Annotated in this window: 25 protein-coding genes; 17 read left to right on the forward strand and 8 right to left on the reverse strand. The window is 60.9% G+C overall.

The window, feature by feature from the left end; genetic code table 11:
• The 8 genes from G552_RS16290 to G552_RS0108490 all read left to right on the forward strand — a co-directional run.
• A partial coding sequence (locus tag G552_RS16290) for a hypothetical protein (protein WP_211224816.1) occupies positions 1–1387 on the forward strand: 1387 nt, incomplete at its 5' end.
• Positions 1374–2465 carry a glycosyltransferase family 4 protein gene (locus tag G552_RS0108460; protein WP_211224817.1) on the forward strand — a complete coding sequence of 364 codons (1092 nt, stop codon included), beginning with the start codon at positions 1374–1376 and terminating at the stop codon, positions 2463–2465. The genes G552_RS16290 and G552_RS0108460, both read left to right, overlap by 14 nt.
• Entirely contained in the window at positions 2462–3385 is a 924-nt protein-coding gene (locus tag G552_RS0108465) for a glycosyltransferase family 2 protein (protein ID WP_027882647.1), read from the forward strand. Before G552_RS0108460 ends, G552_RS0108465 begins: the two co-directional genes overlap by 4 nt.
• A gap of 9 nt (positions 3386–3394) precedes the next feature.
• Positions 3395–4843 carry an undecaprenyl-phosphate galactose phosphotransferase WbaP gene (gene wbaP / locus G552_RS0108470; RefSeq protein ID WP_084640403.1) on the forward strand — a complete coding sequence of 483 codons (1449 nt, stop codon included), beginning with the start codon at positions 3395–3397 and terminating at the stop codon, positions 4841–4843.
• Positions 4844–4902: 59 nt separating this feature from the next.
• Positions 4903–6435 (forward strand): O-antigen ligase family protein, encoded by a 1533-nt coding sequence (locus G552_RS0108475; protein WP_169447881.1) that lies wholly within the window; start codon positions 4903–4905, stop codon positions 6433–6435.
• Complete coding sequence (locus G552_RS0108480) at positions 6407–7354, forward strand: Wzz/FepE/Etk N-terminal domain-containing protein (RefSeq protein ID WP_027882650.1); 948 nt, start codon at positions 6407–6409, stop codon at positions 7352–7354. Before G552_RS0108475 ends, G552_RS0108480 begins: the two co-directional genes overlap by 29 nt.
• Complete coding sequence (locus G552_RS0108485; protein WP_027882651.1) at positions 7351–7740, forward strand: HEPN domain-containing protein; 390 nt, start codon at positions 7351–7353, stop codon at positions 7738–7740. Before G552_RS0108480 ends, G552_RS0108485 begins: the two co-directional genes overlap by 4 nt.
• A complete protein-coding gene (locus G552_RS0108490; RefSeq protein ID WP_027882652.1) occupies positions 7718–8104 on the forward strand; it encodes a nucleotidyltransferase domain-containing protein in 387 nt (128 codons plus the stop codon). The genes G552_RS0108485 and G552_RS0108490 overlap by 23 nt, the downstream gene beginning before the upstream one ends.
• Here G552_RS0108490 and G552_RS0108495 read toward each other — a convergent pair.
• Positions 8068–9009, reverse strand: coding sequence for a ribose-phosphate diphosphokinase (locus G552_RS0108495; RefSeq protein WP_027882653.1), 942 nt, complete (start codon positions 9007–9009; stop codon positions 8068–8070). The two genes, G552_RS0108490 and G552_RS0108495, sit on opposite strands and share 37 nt — an antisense overlap.
• 40 nt (positions 9010–9049) lie before the next feature.
• Entirely contained in the window at positions 9050–10192 is a 1143-nt protein-coding gene (locus G552_RS0108500) for a M24 family metallopeptidase (RefSeq protein WP_027882654.1), read from the reverse strand.
• 88 nt (positions 10193–10280) lie between these two features.
• On the opposite strand from G552_RS0108500, the gene erpA reads away from it, so the two are divergent.
• The 6 genes from erpA to G552_RS0108530 all read left to right on the forward strand — a co-directional run bounded on the left by erpA (position 10281) and on the right by G552_RS0108530 (position 17997).
• Positions 10281–10670 carry an iron-sulfur cluster insertion protein ErpA gene (erpA, locus tag G552_RS0108505; RefSeq protein WP_027882655.1) on the forward strand — a complete coding sequence of 130 codons (390 nt, stop codon included), beginning with the start codon at positions 10281–10283 and terminating at the stop codon, positions 10668–10670.
• Between the two features lie 197 nt (positions 10671–10867).
• Positions 10868–12742, forward strand: a complete 1875-nt coding sequence (locus tag G552_RS0108510) for a peptide ABC transporter substrate-binding protein (RefSeq protein WP_027882656.1) — start codon at positions 10868–10870, stop codon at positions 12740–12742.
• A gap of 118 nt (positions 12743–12860) precedes the next feature.
• Positions 12861–14708, forward strand: a complete 1848-nt coding sequence (locus G552_RS0108515; RefSeq protein WP_027882657.1) for a peptide ABC transporter substrate-binding protein — start codon at positions 12861–12863, stop codon at positions 14706–14708.
• A gap of 108 nt (positions 14709–14816) precedes the next feature.
• Complete coding sequence (locus G552_RS0108520) at positions 14817–15827, forward strand: ABC transporter permease (RefSeq protein WP_027882658.1); 1011 nt, start codon at positions 14817–14819, stop codon at positions 15825–15827.
• A gap of 8 nt (positions 15828–15835) precedes the next feature.
• Positions 15836–17053 (forward strand): ABC transporter permease, encoded by a 1218-nt coding sequence (locus G552_RS0108525; RefSeq protein ID WP_027882659.1) that lies wholly within the window; start codon positions 15836–15838, stop codon positions 17051–17053.
• A gap of 65 nt (positions 17054–17118) precedes the next feature.
• Positions 17119–17997: a hypothetical protein gene (locus G552_RS0108530; RefSeq protein WP_027882660.1), complete on the forward strand. Its 879-nt coding sequence runs from the start codon at positions 17119–17121 to the stop codon at positions 17995–17997.
• Here G552_RS0108530 and truA read toward each other — a convergent pair.
• The 4 genes from truA to G552_RS0108550 all read right to left on the reverse strand — a co-directional run bounded on the left by truA (position 17985) and on the right by G552_RS0108550 (position 22083).
• The gene (gene truA / locus G552_RS0108535) at positions 17985–18779 is read right to left on the reverse strand and encodes a tRNA pseudouridine(38-40) synthase TruA (RefSeq protein ID WP_051195752.1); all 795 of its coding nucleotides are present in this window, start codon (positions 18777–18779) and stop codon (positions 17985–17987) included. The genes G552_RS0108530 and truA overlap by 13 nt on opposite strands.
• Before the next feature lie 47 nt (positions 18780–18826).
• Entirely contained in the window at positions 18827–19906 is a 1080-nt protein-coding gene (locus tag G552_RS0108540) for an ABC transporter ATP-binding protein (RefSeq protein ID WP_051195753.1), read from the reverse strand.
• Entirely contained in the window at positions 19903–21465 is a 1563-nt protein-coding gene (locus G552_RS0108545; protein WP_027882663.1) for an ABC transporter permease, read from the reverse strand. The genes G552_RS0108540 and G552_RS0108545 overlap by 4 nt, the downstream gene beginning before the upstream one ends.
• A gap of 177 nt (positions 21466–21642) precedes the next feature.
• The gene (locus G552_RS0108550; protein WP_027882664.1) at positions 21643–22083 is read right to left on the reverse strand and encodes a hypothetical protein; all 441 of its coding nucleotides are present in this window, start codon (positions 22081–22083) and stop codon (positions 21643–21645) included.
• Between the two features lie 148 nt (positions 22084–22231).
• On the opposite strand from G552_RS0108550, the gene G552_RS0108555 reads away from it, so the two are divergent.
• The 3 genes from G552_RS0108555 (at position 22232) to G552_RS0108565 (ending at position 24082) form a co-directional block, all read left to right on the forward strand.
• A complete protein-coding gene (locus G552_RS0108555; RefSeq protein WP_027882665.1) occupies positions 22232–23215 on the forward strand; it encodes an iron ABC transporter substrate-binding protein in 984 nt (327 codons plus the stop codon).
• Between the two features lie 109 nt (positions 23216–23324).
• Positions 23325–23747: a YbaN family protein gene (locus G552_RS0108560; protein WP_036270515.1), complete on the forward strand. Its 423-nt coding sequence runs from the start codon at positions 23325–23327 to the stop codon at positions 23745–23747.
• Positions 23748–23791: 44 nt separating this feature from the next.
• Entirely contained in the window at positions 23792–24082 is a 291-nt protein-coding gene (locus G552_RS0108565; RefSeq protein WP_027882667.1) for a hypothetical protein, read from the forward strand.
• 303 nt (positions 24083–24385) lie between these two features.
• Here the strand turns inward: G552_RS0108565 and G552_RS0108570 are convergent, their stop codons facing one another.
• Together G552_RS0108570 and asnS are read right to left on the reverse strand one after the other, a co-directional pair.
• Entirely contained in the window at positions 24386–24664 is a 279-nt protein-coding gene (locus tag G552_RS0108570) for a septum formation initiator family protein (RefSeq protein ID WP_027882668.1), read from the reverse strand.
• 73 nt (positions 24665–24737) lie between these two features.
• Complete coding sequence (asnS, locus tag G552_RS0108575; protein ID WP_027882669.1) at positions 24738–26063, reverse strand: asparagine--tRNA ligase; 1326 nt, start codon at positions 26061–26063, stop codon at positions 24738–24740.
• Positions 26064–26121: the final 58 nt, after the last annotated feature.

The raw sequence follows: 26121 nt of genomic DNA on the forward strand, positions 1-26121 counted from the left end.
CATGGGCATCACCCCCTTTGGAGAAGCTTGGCTAAGCACTCTCCTCCTAGCACACAGAAGAATGTCCAGTCAACTGCAACTGCGTAACTCCTATGTATATAAACCGGTTAGGTATATTTACCTCCTTCCCTTATCCTCAATTTTTTTAGCAGCCTCAGTTCTGAATTTTAGATTAGGTGATAACGACTATGGAATTATCCCCTACTACTTCGTAGGTATTTTTTTTGCTTTACGCGTTTGCTCAGATCTTTTGCAGACGAAAAGCCCATCCATTCCGAAGGATATGTTGTTATGGTTGGCGTTTTTATTTTACGCTTCTTTTATTACTTTGTTTGGCCCGCTAATGTTCAGTGGATTACCTGTTTTTGACCCTAGGGCGGGAATCGACTTAGGAGTATATCAGAAAAGCAAGCTGCAGCTCTCGGCTAACAATATGAGTCAATTGGTTTATTTGATCTTTAATATTTTTTTACTTTTTTGCTTTGTCGTTTGGTACCGCACTAAAACTTCTACCGAGAAAGGGAAAGTAAAGGAGCGCCTTATTGGTGGTTTTTCAATGGCAGGCTTCCTGAACGTTTGGGCAATTTTTCTTCAGCAGCTTGGGCACTTCCCATACGGGCTAACACACAATCACCCTACTTACTCTATACTTATAGACGATTCCGTTGATATTCTCAGGCGTAGTCCTGGCTTATTTACCGAACCCTCATATGCAGGAGGGTTTTTAGTGGCATATGCTGCATATTTGGGTTACTTACTAATCTTCGAATTTCGTCCGCTAGTACTATTTATTTTTGCCATGACGATGCTTGCTATATTGTTTACAACCTCTACTACGGGTTATCTCGTACTTGCTTTGCTTGGCCTAAACTTATTTATATGGTTGGTTATCAGGTTTATAAGACGTCCTCGAACCTCCTTGGGTATAGGTATTTTGTTGGTATTTACAAGCCTAATTTTGACATCGCTAGCATTGACCTCATCGCCCATACAAGGTGTTATTGAAAAAGTTGTACTGCGAAAAGCTGAGACATCGTCATTTGAGAATAGAATCTCTTCGGACATACATGCTCTTTGGTTATTGGGACAAAGCTATGGAATGGGGGTCGGACTTGGTAGTAATAGGCCATCTAGCTTTTTGTTTTATATGTTGGGTAACGTTGGAGTATTGGGTTTTCTTCTGTTCTTTGGGGCTTTGGCGTTGACGGTGGCTAAAGCTTGGTTCAGCAGTCAACGTTCAGCGCAATCTAAGGGCATGATCTTATCTCTTTTCTATTTGATTATTGCGAAAATTCTTGCTCTACCAGATTTGTCTTCTCCAGATATGTGGGTATTGATTCTTATCACAAGCGCTATAGCGTACTGCAAGGACAATGTTGATCTCTAAAAAGGGGCTAATACGCATGGGTGTAGATGCAAATAAATCATCTTCGGTTGTCGTTAATACTAGGGTTCTGGTAAACAAAACTACTGGAGTGCAGCGTTATATCTCGGAATTGCTCCGTAGGCTTCGCCCGCACCTAGATGAAATAGCCCCAATAGGGAGAAAAGATGGCTATAAGGGCCATCTATGGGAGCAATTGATATTGCCCATCCGCCTTGACGGAAAGCTGCTTTGGAGTCCCAGCAACACCGGACCTATAGCTGTTTGCCGACAGGTTGTCACTGTACACGATGCGGTTCCGCTTGATCATCCTGAGTGGTTGAATCCAAAGTTCGCTGCCTGGTATAGATTTCTATTGCCAAAGCTAATACCGCGGGTTCGGCGTGTAATTACGGTTTCTGAATTTAGCAAAGCCCGTATCCTCGAGCACATAAAGGTAGACCCTTCCAGAATAGTGGTAATCCCTAATGGGGTTGACTCGCGCTTCTATCCACGTAATGAAGATGAAAAAGAAGCATTATTAGCTCGCTTGGCTCTACCCTCGCCGCACTTTGTTTTGAGTTTAGGTTCGTTGGAGCCGAGAAAAAACTTACCTAGGTTGCTAAGAGCCTGGGCCTTGGTGGAAAGCAAGGTTCCGGAGGAGATATGGCTAGTTGTAGCAGGGGCTAAGGGCAAACCGGAGATATTTCGGGATGTTGCTTTTGGTGAGTTGCCCCCTAGAGTCTACTTTACGGGGCATGTGCCAGATGAATACTTGCCCGCGTTGTATAGTTCTGCTTTGGCCTTTGTTTACGTGTCGGTATATGAGGGTTTTGGTATACCTCCGCTCGAGGCTATGGCTTCGGGTACCCCTGTGCTCACAGGAAATCGCACCGCTTTGCTTGAAGTGGTGGGAGAAGCAGGGGTAATGGTAGACCCATTTGATGTGGAAGCCATTGCGGATGGGCTGGAGCGATTGGTGGTGGACAGTTCTTTGCGCGAGTCTATGCGGAAAAAGGGGTTACTCCGTGCTCAAGAGTTTAGCTGGGATTGGATTGCCGAGCGCACCTGGGCGGTACTTGAGGAGGCAGCTAAGCAATGAAATCCGCACCAAACGTGGCTCTGATAGTGCCCACCCTTAACGCAGGCCCAGCCTTTGACCGCTGGCTCGAGGCCTACGCTGCCCAGACCTGTAAGCCTCAATACACCTTGGTTATCGACTCCTCTTCCACCGACGGCACCCCTGAGCGGGCCGAGCGCGCGGGGTTCAGGGTACACCGCATTGCGCGTCATGCCTTTGACCATGGAGGGACTCGCCAGCTTGGAGCCGAGCTTCTACCAGAAGCAGAGCTGCTGATTTACATGACCCAGGACGCTGTACTAGCCACCCCGGATGCATTGGAGCGGTTGCTTTCTGCCTTCGACGATGCCCGCATCGGTCTGGCCTATGGCCGTCAGCTTCCTTACCCAGAGGCGGGCCCGATAGCCGCCCACGCCCGCCTGTTTAATTACCCCCCTCGCTCGGAGGTTCGCGCCAAGGAGGACATTGCCTCCAAAGGCATTAAGGCAGCGTTTAACTCGGATTCCTTCGCTTGCTATAGGAGAGCTGCGCTAGAGCAGGTGGGGGGCTTTCCCCGGTCAATCATTTTTGGGGAAGATGCCCATGTGGCCTCTAGAATGCTGCTATCGGGCTGGAAGGTGGCCTACGTGGCGGAAGCCCAGGTGTACCACTCGCATGACTACACCCTTTGGCAGGAGTTCACCCGCTACTTCGATATAGGAGTGTTCCATGCCCGTGAAAAAGAACTATTGCAGGCCTTTGGTGGGGCAGAAGGGGAGGGGTTGCGTTATGTGCGTTCCGAGCTGGTCTATCTGTGGCAGAAGGCGCCAGGGAAAATCCCTTCAGCCCTCTTGCGCACCCTGCTCAAGTACACAGCCTACCGCTTAGGGCGGCTCGAGGCTTTCCTGCCCACGAGGTTGAAGCGGCACTTGGCCATGAACCAACACTACTTTGTCCGGTAGGCTTTAGGCATGAAGGCTGTGGATTCGAAGGCTTCTCTTGAACCCCCAAGGCCTAAAGCGGGTTATCTGCCTTCTCCTTCCCGCACCACCCTTGTACTTCTGCTAACCGATGCGATCGCCGTAACCGCCTCCTTCCTGCTGGCCATAGGGCTGCGCTGGCTGTGGGATCGCTCCTTGCTTTGGGCGCTGTACCTCGACCTGTGGCCTGCCATCGCGCTTTTCCCGCTGGCCTATGCCCTGGCGGGGTTGTATGGGGTGGGCCTCGCTCCCCCCGAGGAACTTCGCCGTTTGAGCTACGCCAGCAGCCTGGTGTTTGTGGTGTTGAGCGGGGCCACCTTTATGTACAAGGCCGGGGCCGACTACTCGAGGGGGGCCTTTGTGTTTGCTTGGGGGCTGGTGCTGTTCTTGGTCCCCCTCTCGCGTGCCTTGGTGCGCCATCTTTGGGCTGGGAGGCCCTGGTGGGGGCGGGCGGTGGTGGTGCTGGGGGCTGGCCAGACTGGCGAGATGCTGGTGCGCACGCTAAAGCGCCAGCCCGGGCTGGGGCTAAAACCCGTGGCCCTCCTGGACGACGACCCCGCCAAACAAGGCCGGGAGGTGGCCGGGGTGCGGGTAGAGGGTGGCTTAGAGGAAGCCCCCCGCCTGGCTGCCCTGGGGGTGCGGCAGGCCATTTTGGCCATGCCGGGTCTGCCGCGCGCACGCCTGGTGGAACTTTTGGAAACGCACAGCAAACTTTTTCCCCGTTTGATGGTGATACCCGACCTGTTGGGGCTTTCTAGCCTTTGGGTTGAAACCAAGGATTTCGCCGGGGTGCTGGGCCTCGAGGTTCGCCAACGGCTGTTGCTGCCTGGCCCGCGTGGGGTCAAGCGCTTGATGGACTTGTTTTTGGTACTGCTACTGGCTATTCCTGTGGGCCTCTTGGTTTTGCTGCTGGCCCTCTTAATCCGCCTAGACTCCCCAGGGCCGGTGTTTTATGGGCAGTGGCGGATTGGCCAGGGGGGGCGGTCTTTTAGAATTTGGAAGTTTCGCTCGATGGTTAGGGATGCCGACAAGGTGTTGCATGCCTATCTTCAGGCTCATCCCGAGTTACAAGAAGAATGGGCGCGCGATCAGAAGCTCAAACACGACCCCCGCATCACCCGGGTGGGCCGTTTTATCCGCAGAACCAGCCTGGACGAACTCCCCCAGCTTTGGAACGTGTGGCGCGGGGAGATGAGCCTGGTGGGGCCTCGGCCTATCGTAGAAGAGGAGGTAGGGCGTTATGGGGCGCTTTTCCCCCTATACACCAAGGTTCGCCCCGGCCTGACGGGTTTTTGGCAAGTCTCGGGTCGCAACGACACCACCTATGCTGAGCGGGTGGCGATGGATGCCTACTACGTGCGCAACTGGTCGCCCTGGCTCGACCTTTACATCCTGGCCCGCACGGTCTGGGTGGTGCTGTTTGCCAAGGGGGCCTACTAGCTATGCGGGGGTTTTCAGCCCTTCCTTTTTTGCTATTGCCCTTACAGTCAGCCTGGTTTATGCCCTTGCTTGGGCTGCTGGGGGTGTGGGCCGTGTGGCGAGGTTACCGTCCATGGGCAGGATGGTTTGCCTTAGCGGCCTTGTTGGGCATAGCGGGGCAGTTTTGGAGTCCGGCCCAGCTCTACACCCGGCCTACTCCGCCGGCGTACGTGGCCTGGTCGGAGGGAGGAGGCAATTGGATCGCCCCGGCTGACCTGGCGGCCTTGCATGGTTGGAACCCTAAGGACGAGCGGGGCGGATGGGCTGTTGCCTTGGGGGATGGTTTCTGGCGCTTGCCTCGCTACAATCCGCGTTCGGGCCTCGAGCAGACTGAGTTCCTTACCGATCACCGCTACCCCCTCGAGGCGGGCCAGACCTATATCCAAAGCTTCTACCTGCGGCACGATGGCACCCAAGCCCGCGTCCAGATCACCTTTTTCACCCAGCAGGGCCACCATCCGGTACCTACCCAGATGGAACCGGTGGCCCCGGGGGTCTACCGGGTTTGGGGCAGCTACACCGCCCAAGAGGGGGATGGGGCGCTGCGGGCCATCGACTTTTTGAACCAGGGGGGGGACTTCACCTACCTCGAGGTGGGCTGGGCCCAGCTCGAGGTAGGCTCCCAGCCCGGCCCCTACCGTCCTGGCCCCGCAGAGGAGGTTCCACCCTGGCTGCGGGCCTGGGCCTGGGCCAGCCAGGTGCTCTTGGCCTGGCTGGCCCTGGTGGGGGTGGGGTTTTGGCGTCGGTACCTCGAGGCCCGCTGGGTAGCGGCTTTTTTGCTGTTAGGGCTAGCCTTGCACCTGGGCTATGCCCTCTGGCAGCTAGAGATTAGCGGTATGGAGCGGGCTATGGGCTTCACGCCGCAGCCCAACCTGCTGGGCCACACTGCGGTGATGGTGGCGGGGGTGGTGTGGTGGTTGGGGGGCTGGCGCTGGGGGCTTGTGGCCCTTCTGGCAGCCGGCCTGGGGGTGATGGCCTCCGGTAGCCGCACGGCCTTTCTGGCCCTTTGGCTGTTGGGGCTGTTTTGGGCTTGGAGCCTGCCCCAGGGGCGACGGTGGGTGTTGCTGGTCTTGGGGGTCACCGGCCTGGTCCTGTGGCGCTGGCCAGAGGGGCTGGGGCGTTTGGGGCAGCTAGGGCTGGACCTGAGCGGCCAGGCCCGGCTGCAGTTCTGGCAGGTGGCCTGGGAGGCTTTTGCCCAGCATCCTTGGTCCGGGGTGGGCTGGGGGCATTTTCCCCTGTTTTTTTGCCTGAACCTGCCGGAAGACTTTATCGAGTTTCCCACCCATGCACACAACCTGTTTTTCTCCCTATTGGCTGAGGGCGGGGTGGTGTTGCTGGGGGCTTTCTTGGCTCTTTGTCTGCCTGTGCTGTACGCGCTACTGCGGCGCGGGCTGTGGCCGGCAGTGGCCCTGTGGGGGTTGGCCCTGGGGCTCAACCTTCTGGATTACACCTTTTTCTATGCTGGCGTTTTTGGCCCGCTCTGGCTGGGGGTGGGTTGGGCGCTGGGGCCTGTACAATACCCTCGTGAAAGAGACCGTGACCTCTCCCGATGAAATTACCCTGCGCGACCTTTACCTGGTGCTCAAGCGCAACAAGCACCTGGTGCTGGGGCTACCTTTGCTTCTGGCAGCCCTGACCTTGGTCGGGAGCCTGCTCTGGCCCAAGACCTACACCAGCCAGGTGGTGGTTAGCCTCAGCCTGGCCAACCAGTCCAGCCAGGGCCTGCTCAACAACCTGCCCTCGCTGGCCGGGCTGGCCCAGGGCTTTGTAGACCTGCAGCAAACCCGCCTGCTGGCCAACCAACTAGGTGTAGACGACCCCACCCGCTACTACAGAGCCCGCTTCGACGAGAAGCGGGGCCTGCTGTTCCTAACGGCTCAAGGGAGCACGGCTGCCGAAGCAGAAGAGCGAGCCAACCGGATTTTGCAGGTGGCCCGGAGCTACCTCGAGCGCAACCTGCTGGAGGGCGCCCAGGCTAACCTGCGGGCAGCCCAGACTCAGGCTCGGCTCGATCTGCAAGCAGCGCGCGATGCTCTGAAAAGCATCCAGGTGGAACTCAGCAGGGCCCCTGACCTAGCGGTTTCCAATGGCACCCTGGCCGCGGGCCTCGAGGCCCGCGGCACCGACCCCCAGGTGGCCCGCTCGGCCAGTCCGGCCTACACCAGCTTGAGCCTGGACGAGTCGCGGCTACGCTCGCAGATTGCCCAGCTCGAGGCCCGCATCACAACCCTAAATGATTTTTTGCGCCAGCCGCAGGCCATCCGCCAACTAGTGAGCCAGGCCCTATTGGTGCAGGTGCTGGTGCCCCCGGCAGAGCCGTTGCGCCACAGCTTTCCCCGCCCGCTGCTCTTTACCGTGGTCGCGGGGGTGCTGGGCTTCATGATAGGGGTGCTGTGGGCTTTTGTGGCCGAGGCCATCCGGCCCCAGCCGGCAGCGGTGGCTTCTGGCCCAGAGGCGGTGGGGGTGCGGTGAACCGGGCCTGGGACTGGCTCGAGCAGGCCCGGGCCAACCTAGGCCACGCCGAGCGCAGCCTGGCCTTTGGCGACTTTGCCTGGGCCTGTTTTGCGGCACAACAAGCTGCCGAGGCCGCCCTCAAGGCCCTGCACCTCAGGCTAGGGCAGGTGGCCTGGGGGCACTCGCTGCTGGACCTGATCGAGGCCCTACCGGAAGCAGCCCAGCCACCCCCTGGGTTCCTGGATAAAGCCCGGGTGCTGGACAAGTACTACATTCCCACCCGCTACCCCGATGCCCACCCTGCTGGCCCGGCGGCGCGGCACTATACTCGAGGGGAGGCCGAGGCCGCTGTGCGCCTGGCTGGGGAGATGGTGAGCTACTGTGCGTCGCGTATGGAAGGCTGAGCCGGATCGCTGGCAGGAGCAGCTTCGGGCCTGGGCGCAGGCCCTTGCCCAGCGGCCTGAGGTGCTGGCGGTGGTGCTTTTCGGTTCGCTGGCCCGCGGCGAGGCCACCGCCATGAGCGATGCCGATGTGCTCATTCTGTTGCGGGAAAGCCCTTTGCCCTTTGCCGAGCGGCTGGTGGCCTACAAGCCCCAGGGCCTGGGGGTGCGGGTGGAGGTCTTCCCCTACACCCTGGGGGAGGCTCGGCAAAGCTGGCTCGAGGGCTGGGGCTTGCTACGCCCCGCCTTGCAAGAGGGGCGGGTGCTCTTTGAGCGCGAAGGGGCGCTGGCTCAGGTAAAGAGGGTGGAGACCGACTCCCCCCGGTGAATGCGCCAGATGGCCTCGGCGAAAAGGGGCCCCACGCTAAGCTGTTTGATCTTGGGGCTGGGCTGGGCCCGGTAGGCGCAGGTGTTGGTGGCGGCCACCTCCACGATGGGGCCTTTTTCGATGCGCTCAATGGCCGGCCCCACGTACACCCCGTGGGTAAAGGCGGCGTAGACGGCGGCCGCGCCATGCTGCACCAGCGATTCCGCTGCTTGGATGAGAGTGCCTGCGGTAGAGACCTCGTCGTCTACGATTAGGGCGGTTTTGCCCCGCACATCCCCCACCAGACCGCGAGAGGTGACCTCGGTGTCGGAGAGGCGCTGTTTATCGATAAAAGCGATGGGCAGGGCCAGCCGGCGGGCCAAGGAGGAGGCCCGCTTGAGGTCGCCTGCATCGGGGGCCACCACCACTGCGTTTTCCAGCCGTTCGACCTGGGTGGCGAAGTGGTTGGCGATCACCACTTCTGCCGAAAGGTGGTCGACCGGCACCTTAAAAAATCCGTGCACCTGGGCTGAGTGCAGTGTCATGGTCAGCACCCGGTCGGCCCCGGCGGTTTGGATCAGGTCGGCTACCAGCCTAGCCGCGATGGAGATGCGAGGCGCATCCTTTTTGTCGCTGCGGGCGTAGGCGTAGTAGGGGATGACCGCGGTGACCCGGGCCGCGCTGCTGCTTTTGGCCGCATCGATCATCATCAAAAGCTCGACCAGGTGGTCCTGCACCGGGGGGGTGAGGGACTGGATGATGAAGATATCCCCTTCGCGCAGGCTTTGCTCGTAGCGCACGAATAGACAGTCGTTGGCGAAGCGTTCGGTGGTGCTCTTGCCCAGGGGTACCCCCAGGTTGTCGGCAATCTCCTGGGCTAGGGCGCGGTTGGACTGTCCACTAAACACCATTAAGGGTCGTTCCATAACCGCATGAAAGCATACAATGCCAGGGCCGGATATAGACCTAGTCCAGAGGCTCGATTTCCTGCTGCATGCGGGTGGTGACCTCGGGGCCGCTGGGGTGTAAATAGACGTTGATCTCGCTGCGCAGGCCGAAGGGGCCAGGGTATACCCCAGGTTCAATGGTGAAGGCCAGACCGGGGATCAGCGGGCGGGTATCGTGGGTCTCGAGGTCGTCGAGGTGGGTGCCGTTGCCGTGGACGGTGTGGAAGCCCAGATGGTGGCCGGTACGGTGCAGGATATGCTCGGCGTAGCCTGCTTGGGCAAGGGGCTGGCGGGCGGCCCGGTCGAGTTCAAAGCCCCGGGGGTAGCGGCCCTGGGCGTAGGCCAGCCGGCAGTGCTCGAGGGCCGCTTCGCGGGCGGCCCGTACCGCAGCCCAGGCCTGATGCACTGCCGCAGGCACCTTCCAGCCGGCCATCCAGGTGACGTCGGCATAGGGGCCCTCCGGGGTTTTGCCCCACAGGTCGAGGAGCACCACCTGGCCTTCTTCGAGCCGGGCTTCGGTCGGGCGGTGGTGGGGGTTGGCGGCATGAGGCCCGAAGGCCACCATGGGCGGATGGTCGAAGACCAGGCCCCGCTGGGTGAGGACCTTAGCGATCTCGGCCTGAACCTCGAGCTCGCTGGGGGGCTGATCCAGCCGGCGGCGCAGGTAGCCTAAGGCATGGGTTATGGCGGCTTCGATACCCGCCGCGGCTTGGCGGTGGGCGGCCAGGGCCTGGGCCTCCCAGGTCTGGAAGTGGAGCAGAATTTCGGCAGAGGAGACCACCTCCAGCCCTAAGCCGCGCAGAAGCTCGAGGGTGCCTGCATCCAGCCGTGAAAGGTAAGGGATACCCCCGCCGGGCTGGTATTCCATGGCCACGCGGCCTAAGGGCACCACGTGGGTCTGCAGGGCGGCTACGAACTGGCTCCAGCTTGCGTAGACCACCTGTTGGCCGGGCAGAGGGGGAAAGCTGCTTTTCTCGATGGCGTGCACCAGCAGCACCGGTTCGCCCTGGGCGGGAATCAGATAGGCGAAACGCCGGCTGAGCATCTGGTTTTGCAGCCCCAAGAGTTCCAGGGCCAAGGGGTTGCTCCCCTGAAAGCTGTAGAGCAGCCAGCCAGGGAGGTGGGTTTCCTGTAGGGCCTGTTGAGCGCGGGTAATCTCCATAGACAGCAGTTTAGCGCTTGGGCTTGGCGTGTAGTTGCTTACGATTTTCCGCCAGTAGCGTGCTAAGCTTGGGAGCAGGAGGGTTTTTGTGGTTCAAGAGCAGGTGGCTATCAGCATCACACCGCTAGCGGCAGAGCGGGCCAAGGAGATTCTAGAGCGCTACAACAAGCCCCATGCGGCCATCCGGGTCTTCATCAAGTCGGGCGGGTGCAGCGGCTACCAATACGGCATGGCGGTAGATGAGCGCGAGCTCGAGGGCGACACCGTGGTGGAGATGCACGGGGTACGCTTGGTGGTCGACCGGATGTCTCTGCCGTTGCTGGTAGGCTCGCAGGTGGACTGGGTGGAAAACCTAATGGGGGGCGGCTTTAGCGTAAACAACCCCAACGCCACCTCTTCCTGCGGTTGTGGCCACTCCTTCCGCACCGATGGGGCTAAAGCCCCCAGCGGAGAGGGAAGCGGCTGCTGTGGGAGCTAAACTTCGACTTTCTGGCGGGTGAGCCATCCACCATTAGGTGGATGGATGTTTTTTCAAAGGTGGATGGGAAAGGACAAAAAGCCTATGGCCCCACTTGACTGCCCGATTTGACGCCCTCACCGGGGTGGCTATAATAGGGACGGCAAAATGCCAAAAAAAGAGGTTCTGCCCCCAGGCAGAATCGCAAAGGAGGTTGGATGAATCGTCTAAACAAGTTCGCTGTACTTGGTCTAACTTTGCTGGCGGGTGCAGCCCTGGCCGGCCCTGCGGATAACAGCCTGGTGGTGGGCGCTTCGCAGGAGCCCCGGGTGCTGGGGGGTGACTTCCTCAACGTCATCTCCAACCAATCCATCAAAGTTGAGATCGAAAACTACCTCTTCGCTCCGCTCATTGTGCAGAACTTGCGGGCCGAGAACGAAGCCGTACTGGCTACCGAGGTGCCCACCCTGCAAAACCGCCGGTTGCGGGTAACCGACATCGGCGGGGGTAAGCGCCGTCTGGAGATCGACATCACCCTCAAGCCCAACCTGCGCTGGTCCGATGGGGCCCCCCTCACCACCGACGACTTTGCCTTCTACTTTGAGGTGGGTAAGGCCAAAGGTATGCCCTTGGTCAACCCCGATTACTGGGAGCGGGTCAACCTGCGGGTGCGCGACCGGCAGAACATGACGGTCATCTTTGAGCCAGCCTACTACTACGACACCTACGGCTCGCCCATCGGCTATGCCCCGGCCCACATCATGCGCTCCGAGTGGGAGCGGGTCAAAGCGGCAGCGGCTCCCCTCAACCCCGACCGCGATGCCCAGCGCCTGAACGAGCTATACCGCAACTTCTTCCAGCAGTTCAGCTCCAACCAGGCCATCAACGCGGGCCGCATGGTCTACAGCGGGCCTTTCAAGGTGCGTCGTTGGGTCTCCAACAGCTCCATCGAACTCGAGCGCAACCCCAACTTCACCGCCATTGTGCCGCAGGGTGGGGCGGATAAGTACGTGCAGCGGGTGGTCTACCGCATCATCCAGAACACCAACTCCCTATTGGTGGCTATCTTGGGTGGGGGGATTGACGCCACCTCTACCGTGGGTATTTCCGCTGACCAGGCCCGTAGCCGCCAGCTCACCAGCCGGGCCGCAGGCCGCTTTGATATCTGGGCCATCCCCGGGGCCATCTGGGAACACATCGACATCAACAAGTTCACCAACGTGCAGCGGGTGCGCGACCTGACCCTAGACGATAAGCGCACCCGTCAGGCTCTGCTCCATGCCATCAACCGTGAAGCCTGGGTGCAGGCCTTCTTCGATGGTACCGAGCCGGTCTCGCACACCTGGGTAGCCCCCACCAACCCGCTGTTCAACCCCAATGTGCGCAAGTACGAGTACAACCCAGCCCGGGCCCGCGAGCTGTTAGCCCAGGTGGGTTGGCGCCCTGGCCCCGACGGCATCCTGCAGCGCACCGTGGACGGGCGTACCGTGCGTTTCGAGCTCGACTGGGTGACTACCGCGGGCAATACCATCCGCGAGCGGACCCAGCAGCTCTTCATCGAGCAGTGGCGCCAGGTGGGCATTGCCGTGCGCACCAACAACGCGCCTAGTGCGGTGGTCTTCGCCGACGACTTCATCCAGCGGGCAGAGGAAGGCAAGTGGCTGATGTTCATGTTCGCCTGGGTCAGCAGCCTGGCCGAGGACGGTAACCTCTTCCAGTTCAAAAACCTCAACACTGGGGCCCAGCAGGTACCCAGCAAGGAGAACAACTACGCGGGGCAGAACATCGGCAACTGGCGCAACGACGAGTTCGACCGGCTGACCAGCCAGGCGGTGCTCGAGTTCGACGAGGCCCGTCGCAAGCAGCTCTTCGCCCGCGCCCAGGAGATCTGGGCGGAGGAACTGCCGGCTTTGCCGCTGCGCTTCCGCTCTAACTTCCTGGTGGTGCGCAACGGGTTGGTCAACTACGTGGCCTCCACCTACTCCGGCGGCAACGGTTACCCTGGCTGGAACGCTTGGGAGATTGGCTGGGCCAGCCGTGGAGCAGTCAAGCGCCACGACCAAGCCCAGGCCGGTGGGATTGCCATCAAGTAGTTTTCCGCCCTATCTGACCCCGCCTTCGGGCGGGGTTTTTTCTTACTCTGGGGTACACAAAGGGCTTTCTGGCCCCTAAAATCTAGCCTAGCCAGACACTGGCTAATGAGGAGGAGCAATGAAACAGAAGCTAATAGCCCTGTGGGTGCTCGGAGGCTTAGCGTTGGCTGGCCCTGCAGACAACAGCCTGGTGATCGGGGCCGCCCAGGAGCCCCGGGCGCTGGCGGGGGATGTGGTCAATGCCATCTCCAACCAGTCCATCAAGTTTGAGATTGAGAACTTTCTGTTTGCCCCCATCGTGCAGACCAACCGCGACCTGCAGCAAATTCCGGTGGTGGTGACGGAGGTGCCTTCGGCCCAGAACAACCGGCTGCGTTTTGTGAACGTGCGCCCTGGGGTGCGGCGCCTCGAGCTCGACTACACCATCCGCCCCGATGCGGTTTGGTCCGATGGTCGGCCCATCACCACCGACGACGTAGCCCTGTACTTTGAGATGGGTAAGACCCGGGGGATGCCCACCACGGCCATTGACTTTTTTGAGCGGGCCAGCCTGCGGGTGCGGGATGCGCGCAACTTTACGGTGAGCCTCGAGCCGGCCTACTTCTACGATCTGGATGTCAACCAGGTCTACTACGCCCCCAACCACATCATGCGCTCCGAGTGGGAGCGGGCCAAGGCAGCAGCAGCGCAGACCAACGATACGGCCCGTCAGGCCGAGATTTTCCGCAATTTCTTCACCCAGTTCTCCAACCCTCAGTTTCTCAACAGCGGTCGGATGGTCTACTCTGGGCCTTTCGTGCTGACCCGCTGGGTACCGGGTAGCACTATCGAGATGCAGCGCAACCCCCGTTTCTGGATCAAGCCCCCCGGGGGTGAGGATAAGTACGTGCAGAAGGTGGTCTACCGCATCATCCAGAACACCAATTCCCTGTTGGTGGCCATTATGGGTGGAGGGATTGATGCCGGTTCCAGCGTTTCCATAAGCTTCGGCCAGGGTAGAAGCCGCCAGCTCACCAGCCGGGCTCCAGGCCGCTTCGAAATCTGGGCTGTGCCCACGCCCTTTTTCGAGCACCTGGAGATCAACCAGTTCACCAACGTGCAGCGGGCGCGCGACCTGATGCTCGACAACGTCAAGACCCGGCAGGCCCTGATCTACGCCATGAACCGCGAGGGCATCACCCGGGCCTTTTTCGATGGGTTTTACCGGGTAGCCCACACCTGGGTCTCGCCCCAGAACCCCATGTACAACCCCAACGTGACCCAGTACCCCTACAACCCCGAGCGGGCCCGCCAGCTGCTGGCCGAGCTGGGCTGGCGCCCCGGCCCCGACGGAATTTTGCAGCGCACCGTGGACGGGCGTACTGTGCGCTTTGAGATCGAGTGGGCTACCACCGCCGGCAACCAGGTGCGGGAACGCATCCAGCAGTTTGTGGCAGAGAATTACCGTCAGGTGGGGATTGCTGTCCGGGTGAACAACGCGCCCAGCGCGGTTTTGCTAAGCTCGCAGTTCCGCTCGAGGGCCCAGGAGGGCACTTGGACCGGCTTCCTGCACTATGCCTTCAGCATGGGCCAGGCCGATGACGGGGTACGCTCGGCCTGCCGCGACGATGAGGGCAGGGTAACCTATATCCCTACCCGGGAGAACGGCTTCCGTGGGCTCAACTTTGGGGGTTGGTGCAACGAGGAGTACGACCGCTTGCGCAACCAGGCGGTGGTAGAGTTCGACGTGAACCGGCGCAAGCAGCTCTTCGCGCGTATGCAGGAAATCTGGGCCAACGAGGTGGCCATGATTCCCCTGTACTTTGTGGCGGACGCCCGGGTCTTCCGGGTAGGGTTGGTCAACTACGTCTCCTCCACTTTCGCCAACTCGGCCTACCCCACCATCGAACCCTGGCTGATTGGCTGGGAGTCCCGTGGGGCCCAGAAGGTCTACGACCAGGCCAAATACGCCCAGCGTATCCGCTAACAGGCCTCCTTTTCGCCCACCCCGCCCCGAAGTGGGCGGGGTTTTCTCCACCGTTTGGTGGATGGGCCTTTAGGTGCAAAAAAGCTGGTAGAAGGTATTATAGGAGGCGTGTTTGCCTATACCGTTCGACGCTTGCTGCAAATGATACCCCTATTGTTTGCAGCATCCATCGTGATCTTTACCCTTCTAGCCCTACAGCCGGGCGACCCATTGGATGAGCTTCGCCAGCAGAACCCCCGCATCACCGCGGAACAGCTCGAGCAGCTTCGGCGGGCCTACGGCCTTGATCAGCCCATCTACGTGCGCTACTTCAAGTGGCTGGGGCGGGCTTTGCAGGGCGATTTTGGCCAGTCGCGCACCTATGCGACCCCGGCAGGGCACTTTATCTTTGGGGAGCGGCTGCCCCGTACCTTGGTGCTTTCCGGGGCGGCTTTGACCCTGGCCTTACTGGTGGCTATCCCAGTAGGCATTTTTTCCGCGGTGCGGCAGTATAGCCGGGCCGATTACGCTATCACCTTCCTTTCCTTTGTGGGTTTCTCCATGCCCGTCTTTTTCCTGGGCATTCTGCTTTTGTTTCTTTTTGCTGTCTGGCTGCCTGAGAAGCTGCCCTGGTTCCCCAAGTTCCCGGTGCAGAGTATCTCCGACTATCAGTGGTCGCAGGTGGTCAACCGGGAGATCGGCTTTTTTCAGTTCATCGGCGACTGGGCCTTTAAGCTAACCCTACCGGTACTGGCTTTGTCCACCATTCAGATGGCCTCTTGGACACGTTACATGCGGGCTAGCTTGCTCGAGGTTCTGAACCAGGACTACATTCGCACCGCTCGGGCCAAGGGGCTGGGCGAGCGCATCGTTCTCTACAAGCACGCTTTGCGCAACGCCCTGATTCCCATCGTGACCCTGGTGGGTCTGGCTATTCCTGGGGTCTTTGGCGGGGCCGTCATCACCGAGACCATCTTCTCCTACCCCGGTATGGGCCGGGCCATCTTCGATTCCCTGATTGATAAGGACTATAACGTGGCCATGGCCGCACTGGCCTTTCTGGCCCTGCTGACCGCTACCTTCAACTTGCTGGCCGACCTGATGTATGCGGTGGTGGATCCCCGCATTCGCTATAGTTAGGGGTTTGTATGGCTGCTGTTGCCTCTACTTCCCAAGCAAAACCTCAGTCTACCTGGGCCTTGGCCTGGCGCCGCTTCCGCAAGCACAAAGCGGCGATGTTCTCCCTAGGCGTGGTGATTTTCCTCGTTTTAATGGCCATTTTTGCTCCCTGGATTGCTCCTTACGAGCCTACCGCACAGCCTACCGGGGACAACCTGGCGGACTATTACTTCCTGGGGCCGACCCGCGAGCACTGGCTAGGTACCGACGAATTAGGCCGCGATGTGCTCTCGCGCATTATCTACGGAGCCCGTATATCCTTATTGGTGGGCTTCGTGGCCGCTTTCGCTGCGGCCCTGCTGGGTACTACCCTGGGGGTGCTGGCAGGCTATTTTTCTGGCCGGCCTCTGCGCTTTTACGCCGGCCCCTTGGCCCGGCTTCGGGATGGCTGGCGTCCCTGGCCGTTTGCGTTGTGGCGGGTAGTTTCCTGGGTTTTGCTCTACGGGCTGCTTTTCTTTGTGGCCAGCCTGGTCTGGACCCTCTCAGGAGACAACGTGCGGGCCCTTTTGGGGGGAAGTCTTTCGCTTAACAATGTGCTTTCCTTGCTAGGGCTGCTAGTGGTCTGGGGTTTACTGCTTTTCGCTGCGGTCTGGGGGTTGTTTGGGCAGGCGCGCTTAGATTTGGACATCGCTATCTCGCGCTTTATGGACTTCATGCTCACCATCCCCGAGCTGCCCCTACTGCTGGTGCTTTCGGCTTTGTTGCGCGACCCACAAGGCGCCGCTGGCCGCTGGGCCCAGGAGGTGTTTGGGGAGGCTGCCTCGGTGTTTATCATCATCACCATCATTGTTCTGTTTGGGTGGATTGGTACCGGGCGTCTGATCCGGGGCGCCGTACTCAGCCTACGCGAACAGGAGTTCACCACCGCGGCCCAGGCTCTGGGGGCGGGGGAGGCCCGGATTATGTTCCGCCACCTGGTGCCTAACGCACTGGCGCCCTTAATCGTAAATGCCACGCTGGCCATCGGGGGGGCTATCCTGACCGAGGCGGCCCTTTCCTTCTTGGGCTTCGGCATCCAGCCTCCGGTAGCGACCTGGGGCAATATGCTAAACAACGCCCAGGAGTACATCTTCACCGCGCCCTGGTTAGCGCTGGCGCCTGGCTTTATGATCTTTATCACCGTGCTTTCCTTCAACTACCTGGGGGATGGCCTGCGGGATGCCCTAGACCCGCGCAGTCGCTTGTAGCCCAGCCGCCCTTCGGGGCGGTTTTTTACCATGGTTTTTCCCTAAATGCCGGTATGGTGGGGCACATGCGCTGGATAGTTGCTTTAGGACTGATGCTTGGCGCGCTAGCCGTGGCCCAGGACCTTAGCCCCCGCAGGGGCTGTGGCCTACCGGCAGAAGGGGAGGTCTGCCTTAGCGCTTTGGGCCTGTTGCGCCTCGAGGGCGGCGGCTTGGCAGCGGGGGGGCTGTTGGAAGGGCGGGGCCGGGCGGAGGAGGCTGAGCTACGTTTCAGCCTGGGGCTTTGGTACCAGGGAGCCTGGCAGTGGGGGCTGCTCGAGGCGTACCTCGAGGGCAGGCTGGCCGACCTGACCCTGAGCCTAGGCAAGCGGGTGGGCCTGGGGGGGCCCTGGCTCGATACCCTAATGGGCCAGGATGGGCGCTGGGGGGTGTTTGCTTCCTATCCGGCCGAGGCCGTGGTGCTCGAGCTGGCCTACCTGCCCCACCCGAGGCTAGCCGGGGGACAGGGGTACTTGGGGTTTGTGTGGGCGGGGCTTCGGGCCGGTGGCCTGGTGGAGGTGGAGGCAGGGGTAAGGTTCATTCCCCGGATAGGGCTTTTGGGGCCGCTAGGCGAGCTGTTTTGGCAGGAGGATAGGGGTTTTTGGGCTAGAGGGTCGGTTCCGCTCCCTCTGGGGCAGGCCCTGGCTCAGCTTGCCCCAGCGGAAGCCGGGAGCGAGTGGGCCGCCTGGGTGGAGGCCCTAGATAAAAGTGGGCTGGAGGGGGTGCTCTGGTGGAACCCGGAATGGGACTATCTGCGCCAGGGGAGCCTCCCTAGCTTTTGGCTCTCCCCCCGCAAGCTGCTTTTGGGGCTGGCCTACACCTGGGATAAGCAAGTAAGGGGGGGCCTCGAGGTTTCCTTGGCCCCGGTGGAGGCGCTGCGGGTCTATCTGGAGCTTCAAGGGCGGTAGGGCTGGTAGCCGGCTTGCACAAAGTAGAGGCCCTGGGCTGGGGCTGTTGGCCCGGCATCTTTGCGCTGGCCGTTTTTGAGTAAGGTTTTGATCTCGCTGGAGTCGCGCTTGCCCAGGCCCACCTCGACCAAGGTGCCTACCATGCTGCGCACCTGGCCGCGGAGGAAGCCCGAGCCTACGAACTCCAGCCAGACCTCCCGCCCCCCCTCGGCGGGCCAGACCTCGAGGTGGGCCCGGTAAATCTCCCGCACGGTACTGCGTTCCTCCTTAACCGCAAAAGCCCGGAAGTCGTGTAGGCCTACCAGGTGTTCCAAAGCATGGCGCATGGCAATCAGGTTTAGCGAATGGGGAATCCACCAGACCCGGTGGCGCTCCAAAGCAGGCGGCATGCGGCGCTGCAAGATGCGGTAACGGTAGGCCCGCCAGTGGCAGCTCTTGCGGGCATGAAAGTGGAGCGGAACCTCCTCGGCCCGTAAAACCCGGAGGTCGGGCGGGAGCAGGCTGTTGAGGGCGTAGGGGATTTTTTCCGTGGGAATGCGGTCTTGGGTGTCGTAGTGAACGGGCATGGCTAGGGCGTGCACACCGGCGTCGGTGCGGCCACAGGGCCAGATCTTGGGCTTTGCTCCGGGAATCTGGCCCAAAGCCGCCTCGAGCACCTGCTGGATGGTGCGCTCACCCTTGGCCTGAATTTGCAGCCCGGCGAACTGGGTGCCGTCGTACTCGAGGGTGAGGAGGATGCGCCGGAGGCTTAGGGGTGTCGCGGGTGGTTCTGGCGTTTCCAAGGCGGTTTTTATTCTAGGGCATGCGATGGGCTGCCGGGAAAGACGCCCTACTTGTTGCGCCCCACCACCACGGCCCGGGCCCGCACCACAAGCCGCACCCGCTCGCCGGGCCGGAAGGGGCTTTCCGGGCTTTCCTGCACCAGTAGCTCGCGCTCACCCAGGCGAACCCTATAGGTCAGGTCATGCCCCTTGAACTCGCGGGTGAGTACAGTGGCCTCGAGCTGCGGGAGGTGTTTCAGGGGTGCAGCCAGGCCCAGCCCCTCCGGGCGTAAGGAGAGCAGCACCGGGCCATGGGCCTCTTCCACCAGGGCGATACGGCCCAAGGGGGTTTCGGCCTCGAGGCCCTTGGCTTCACCAGGGATCAGGTTGGTGCGGCCTAGGAACTGGGCCACGAAGGGGGTGCGGGGGCGATGGTAGACCTCCTCGGGGGTGCCTATCTGCTCCAAGCGCCCGGCCCGCATCACCGCCAGCCGGTCAGCGAAGGAGAGGGCTTCCTCCTGGTCGTGGGTCACCAGCACCGCTCCAATGCCGGCTTGCTTCAGGAGGGCCCGCACCTCGTCGCGGGTGGCCTGGCGCAAAGCCGCATCCAGGCTGCTAAAGGGTTCGTCGAGGAGCACCACCTTGGGGCCTGGGGCAATGGCCCGGGCTAGGGCCACCCGCTGCTGCTGGCCACCGGAAAGCTCACCCGGCTTGCGGTCTTTGAAGACGGTTAGCCCTACCAAGCCCAGCACCTCTTCCACCCGTTCTTTTCGGGCCCTGCCCCTCAGATGGCGCAGGCCAAAGGCCACGTTGTCGTAGACGCTCAGGTGGGGGAACAGGGCGTAATCCTGGAAGACGAAACCGATACCGCGCTGCTCTACCGGGCAGCGGGTTACCTCCCGGCCTGCAATCCAGACCTGTCCTTGGTTGGCCCGCTCGAATCCAGCGATGAGGCGCAGGGTGGTGGTCTTGCCGCACCCCGAGGGGCCGAGTAGGGCGAAGACCTCGCTGGGCCCAACGGCAAAGCTGACCTGGTCGACCACCGGTGGAAGGCTGGGGTGGAAGCGTTTGCTTAGGCCCTGGACTTGCAGCACGGGGGGCAGGGCTGTGGACGGGACGGTGGGGCGTTCGGTGTTCAAGGCATTCATCTTCGTTCCTGGGTGAGCAGCAGGCCTACTAAGCCAGCAGAAAACAGCACAATCAGCAGCGCGTAGGGGGCAGCTTCAGCAAACATGGCCTCGGCGGTGTAGCCCCAGATGCGAGTGGAAAGGGTGGAGTAGCCGGCTGGGGCTAGCAGGAAGGTCAGGGGCAGTTCCTTTACCGCAGAGAGAAAGACCAGGGCCATGCTGGCCAGTATTCCCCGCCGCAGCAGGGGAAAGGTGGCTTTGAGAAAGGCCTGTAATGGCCGGTAACCCAGGCTGCGGGCGGCCTCCTCGAGCCGGGGTGGGGCTTGGTAGAGCGCGCTGCGGATAGGGCCGATGGCCTCGGCCAGGAAGTGCAAGGCGTAGGCCAGTACCAATAGGGCCAGGCTCTGGTAGAGGAAGGGCAGAGCCCGCAGGCTGAAGAAAATCAGGGCTAGGGCAAAGGCCAAAGGCGGCGTAGCGTAGCCCAGATAGGCGGCCCGTTCCAATAGGCGGGAAAGTGAGCTAGGGTAGCGCACCCCCAGGTAGGCCAAAGGCAAGGCCAGAAGGGCAGCCAGCAAGGCCGCCGGGGCTGCCGCCTGGGCCGAGTTTTGTAGGGCTTCTTTGATGCTGCTAAGCTCGAGGGGGTAGGCGGGCTGGTTTAGCCAGTAGACAATGGAGGTGAGGGGTACCAGCAAAGCCCCCACCACAAGGAGCACCATGAGGGCATAAGCGGGCAGGCTCCAGGCGCCCAGGGGTACTGGGCTAGGCCTCCGGGCGCTGCCTAGGCCCACCCGGCTTAGGGTCAGGTTTTTCAGCAGACGGGCCTCGAGCCAGAGCAGGCTTCCGGTGAGCAGAATAAGCATCAAAGAGAGCCAGGCTGCGTACACCCGGTCGAAAGAGGCCGCGTACTGCAGGTAGATGGCGTAGCTAAAGGTCTCGTAGCGCACCAAGCTGACCACCCCGAAGTCGCCCAGCACGTGTAGACCAATGAGGAGCCACCCCGCGTACAAGGCAGGCCGGAGCTGCGGCAGCACCACCCGCAAAAAAACCTCAAACCCCCGGTAGCCCAGGCTGCGGGCCGACTCCTCGAGGCTGCTGTCCAGGCCCAGCAGGGCTGCCCGCAGGTTCAGAAATAGATAGGGATAGGTGAAGAGGGTGAGTACACCCAAGGCCCCCAGGTAGCCCGTAGGCCGGGGCCAGGGAAAGCCCAGGAGCATTTCCAACCACCCCCCGCTCCCAGTAGCCCCAAAAAACCCAAACACCCCCACATACCCCGGCACCGCCAGCGGCAAAACCAGCAGTACCGTCCAGAGGCGCTTGCCCCGCAGGTTGGTGCGGCTGGTAATCCAGGCCAGGGGCAAGGCCAGCAGGGTGGAAAGAACGATCACTCCAGCCAACAGGGCCAGGGTATTGCCCAGCAGGTACAGGTTGCGCGGGCGCAGGACGATCTCCGCAAGTTGGCTGGGCTCGGCCTGGGCTGCCCGCAAAACCAGGTATAGCATGGGCAAGAGCACCGCCAGCCCGATCAGGAGAGCTACGGCCAGCAGGCCCTTGGGAATGGGTTTACTCAGCCGAGAGACCATGAAGACCAGCGCATTGACGCAAGACCGATGGAGCGCCAACCGCTCCTCCAAGCCAGCAACCTTCAAACTAGCAAGCTATGGAAAATAAATCAAGTATTCTAGTCGGGATTTATGTATATTGAAAACAAGAATCATTTGCAAAAATGCCTGCAGCCGTAGAGCCTGTGAGGGCTGCGCTCAGGATAAGGGTTCGCTTGGATTGGCAAAGAAGGCCCTGCGGTTTTCCGGCCAAAAGAGCCAGACCAGGCCCAGGATGGGCTGGATGAGCGGCAGAAAGCCGTAATCCACCCCGAAGTCGTGCCAGACCGTGCGCCCGATCACCTCGGGCATCAGCCGGCTCAGGGTGCCCACCCCCAGCACCCCGGCGGTCTCGAAGGTCAGCACCACCACCGAGACCCACCAGGCCCAGGGCGCGCGTCGCACAAAGGCCACCGTGGCCACCAGGTAGAGGCTGGCCGCCACCGCCGAGAGAATAGGGGGGAGGTAGTCGGTCACACCGGGCTTGAAGAAAAGCTGGTAGAGGGCTCGAGCCCCAGCAGAAAGGGCCAGCAATGGGTACGAGACGGCCAGAACCTGCCCAAAAGCCCGGATGAGGGTAGGCGTGGAGGGTCGCTTCATGGCCTCAAGTCTACGGCTTGTTTCGGGGTGCGTCACAGTTGCAAATGATTCCTGTTTTCAATACTCAATAAATCCGAGCGGAATACTTGACTTTATTTGTCCAGCCCAATAGACTCTCGCTGGAGCCGGAAGGCTCGAGGAGGTTAGCGTGAGACGTGGTTTCCTACTCTTTACAGCAGTGGCCCTTTTCAGCTTAGGACAGGCCCAGCAGCAGACCCTTACCATCTACTCAGGCCGGGGCCAGGGGCTGGTGGAGCCTTTGGTGCGGCAGTTCCAGGCCGAGACCGGCATCCGGGTTAACGTCCGCTACGGCACCGACGCCCAGATTCTGGCTGCGTTGCAAGAGGAGGGCAGTCGTAGCCCTGCCGACCTTTTCTGGGCCAATACCGCCGGTGCTTTGGGGGCGGCTTCGGAGCGGGGGCTTTTTGTTCGCTTGGGCGAGGCCATCACCCGAATTCCGGTGGGGTTTGTGCCGGCCAGCCGGCAGTGGGTGCCCCTGACCGTGCGCCTGCGGGCGGTGGCCTACAACCCGGCCCGGGTCAAGCCCGAGGATCTGCCCAAGAGCATTCTGGATCTGCCCAAGCTCACCCAGTACAAAGGCCGCATTGGCTGGACGCCGACCTACAGCAGCTTCCAGGACATGATTGCGGCCATGGTGGTGCAGTTTGGCGAGGCCCGTACCCGGCAGTGGTTGGCCGAGATGAAGGCCCTCGAGCCCAAAGCCTATGCCTCCAACCCGGCCATGATGGAGGCCATCCGCTCGGGTGAGATCGACCTGGGCTCCTCCAACCACTACTACATGCTGCGCTTTGTGCGGGCTGGCCAGCAGATCGGTACCTACTACTTCGCCGATGGAGACGTGGGCAACCTAGCGTTGGTTACGGGGGCGGGTATCCTCAAGACCTCCAAAAACCCGGCCACCGCCAACCGCTTCTTGCTGTGGTTGCTCTCACCCAAAGGACAGCAATACTTCGCTAGCGAGGTCACCGAGTACCCGGTGCTCAAGGGAATTGTGCTGAACCCAAACCTGCTGCCCCTTGAGCAGGCCGTTAACAAAGGGCCTAAGGTAGATTTTGAAAAACTGCCCCTGGACACTGCCCTAAAGCTCCTACGCGAGGCGGGGCTGCTGTAGGCTAGGGGTTGAGGCACAGCCGGGGCCTAAGCCCCGGCCGCTTGTTTTGGGCTAGAAAGTAGAAGGTACATTCATCCCCACCCCTTTTTTGGCATACTATAGGGCGCTTATGGAGCCCTCTTCCCTCAACCCCATGCGCCCGCTCTGGCTTTTTATGGGCTTTTTCTTTGCTGGTCTGGGATTCATCGGTACGGTCGTACCGGGTATGCCCTCGACCGTGTTTTTCATCCTAGCGGCTTACTTTTTTTCCCGCAGCAGCCAGCGCTTCCTAAACTGGATTCTAAACCTGCCTAAAATAGGGCCCATCGTGCGCGACTACCGATCAGGTCTGGGGATGCCCCGCCGGGCCAAGATTCTGGCTTTGTGCATGCTGAGCTTTTTTGCCCTCACCAGCGCCATCTTCCTGATACCGGTTTTGTGGGCAAAGGTGCTGGTGTTATTGCTGGGAGCAGTGGGGTTTTGGTTCATTCACCGCAGGGTGCCCACCAAGGAAGTTGTGCTGGCCCAGCAGCAGTTAGGCGAGGCGCACTAGCCCTAATCGCTTCAGTTTTCTAGCGGGATGGTATAAAACAAGCTATGGTGGAGCGCCTAACCGAACAGCTTCTCGAGGATGAAGCCCTTACCGACGGCCTGTCGGATGAGGAGGCCAATGAGCTTATCGGCTGGCTTATCGGCATTATGGAGGACCTCGAGGCGGACTCGGAAGCGGCCACCGAAAAGTATGCTGGCCATCTCCGGCGGCTTGGGCATGAGATGGCCCGGATAGCCCGTCGCTACACCGTGCCCATCGAAGAGCTGATTGAGTTAGTGGAGGTGGCCTGGGAGGAACCCGGCGAGGCCTCGGGGCCTAGGCCCATGCAGGCTTAGATGAGGGTGAAGATTAAGATTTCTTAAGGGTTTTTGGTGCAAATGTAACGCTCTTGAAACGGGGCAGGGTTTACCCTGCCTACATGTTCAAAGAGCCTGTATTCCCAGCTGAATTTAGCCATACCCGGTTCCCCCGGGCTCAGCCCCGGCCTATGGGAGGGGGGCGCGTCTCTTTACGTAACTGGCTGCTGCCCGCCCTCAGTGAGTTTAGCGGTCTTGTGACCTCGCGCGCCCAGATGCGGCCAAGGCCCCAGGCCTGATATTCAGCCCTCCGGGCCCACCCAGCCTCCTGGCGGCCCTTTTTTAGCGCTCGAGCCGAGCGCGGGGGTAGAGGTGTTCATCCTTATGCACGTAGCCCATCTGCCGGGCCAACCCTTCGCGGTAGCGGGGGTCGGCGGCGGTTTGTAACTCCTCCAGAAGCTTTTGCTTTTGTTGCTCGAGCTGAGCCACCCGTAGCTTTGTGGCGGCTATCTCGCGCTGAATGTGCACGTTGCGCTGAACCTCGAGGCCCAGCAAAAGCAATAAATGCAGGCTTCCAAGGGCAAAAACCAAATGCAAGAAGCGATAAATGGCTCTCTCCACGGTAAAGTTAGTATAACACCGCTCCAATGGCCTGCTGGTGCGCAGGCCCGTTGAGCTGAAAAAGGGGGGCTTCCTAGGGGCGCATGCGGGTGTACATGCGAGGGAAGGGAATGGCCTCGCGGATGTGCTCGATGCCGCAGATCCAGCGCACGGTGCGCTCCAGGCCTAGGCCAAAGCCAGCGTGGGGAACGGTTCCGTACAGGCGCAGATCCATGTACCAGTCGAAGACGGCTTCCGGCAGATTGTGCTCGCGGATTTTTTGCCGCAACAGCTCGGGGTCGTGGATGCGTTCCGAACCACCGATAATCTCACCCACTCCTTCAGGGGCCAGCAGGTCGGCGTTTAGCACCAGCCGGGGGTCTTCCGGGTCGGGTTGCATGTAAAAGGCTTTGATGGCCGCGGGGTATTTTTCCACAAAGACCGGACGGTCGAACCCTAAGGTGAGGGCGGCCTCGTGGGGAGCGCCAAAGTCGTCGCCCCAGGCCAGGGGGGCTAGGCCCAGCTCGGGTTTTTCCTGGGCCAGGCGGTTGATCCTTTCCACTGCTTGGGTGTAGGTGATGCGGGGGAAGTGGCCCTGGGCGGTGGTTTGCAGGACTGTGGTGTCGCGCTCGAGCATCTCTAGCTCGAGTTTTTTCTCCTCCAGTACCCGCCCTGCCAGGTAGGCCACCAGCTCTTCCTGCAAGGCCAGGTTTTCGGCGTGGGTCATGAAGGCCACCTCGGGTTCTACCATCCAGAATTCCAGCAGGTGGCGCCGGGTCTTGGAGCGCTCTGCCCGAAAGGTAGGGCCGAAGGTGTAGACCTTGCCAAAAGCCATGGCTCCAGCCTCGGCGTAGAGCTGGCCCGACTGGGAGAGGTAGGCCTTTTCCCCATCGAACAGGTCGACCTCGAAAAGGTCGGTGGTGCCCTCCACGGCATTGGGAGTCAGGATGGGGGCATCCAGCCGGAGGAAGCCGCGCTGGTGGAAGAAGTCGTGGATGGCCCGCTCGATCTCGTCCCGCACCCGGAGCACCGCCCAGGCCCGGCGGTGGCGCAGGTAGAGGTGGCGGTGATCCATCAGGAAATCCACCCCGTGTTCCTTGGGGGTGATGGGGTACTCCTGGCTGGGCCGGGCCACTACCTTCAGCCCGCGCAGGGCCAGCTCAAAACCGCCGGGGGCCCGGCTATCGGCCCGCACCACTCCCCAGGCTTCCAACGAGGTTTCCTGGGGCAGGTGGTCGGCCAGCTCAAAGTCCTCCTCGGTTAGCTCGCCTTTGAAGGCCGTAGCCTGAATGAAGCCGCTGCCGTCGCGTAGCTGTAGAAAGTGAATCTTGCCCTTGGAGCGCCGGCCTACCAACCAGCCGCGCAAAAGCACTTCCTGGCCTTGGTACTTGGCGATTTCCTCAATAAAAACCCGTTGCACCAGCCGATTGTACCCGGTGCAAAGCGGGTGGAAAAGGTGGCTGGAGGCACGGCGGGGG

The sequence above is a fragment of the Meiothermus rufus DSM 22234 genome, assembly GCF_000423425.1.
GTDB classification, from domain to species: domain Bacteria; phylum Deinococcota; class Deinococci; order Deinococcales; family Thermaceae; genus Meiothermus; species Meiothermus rufus.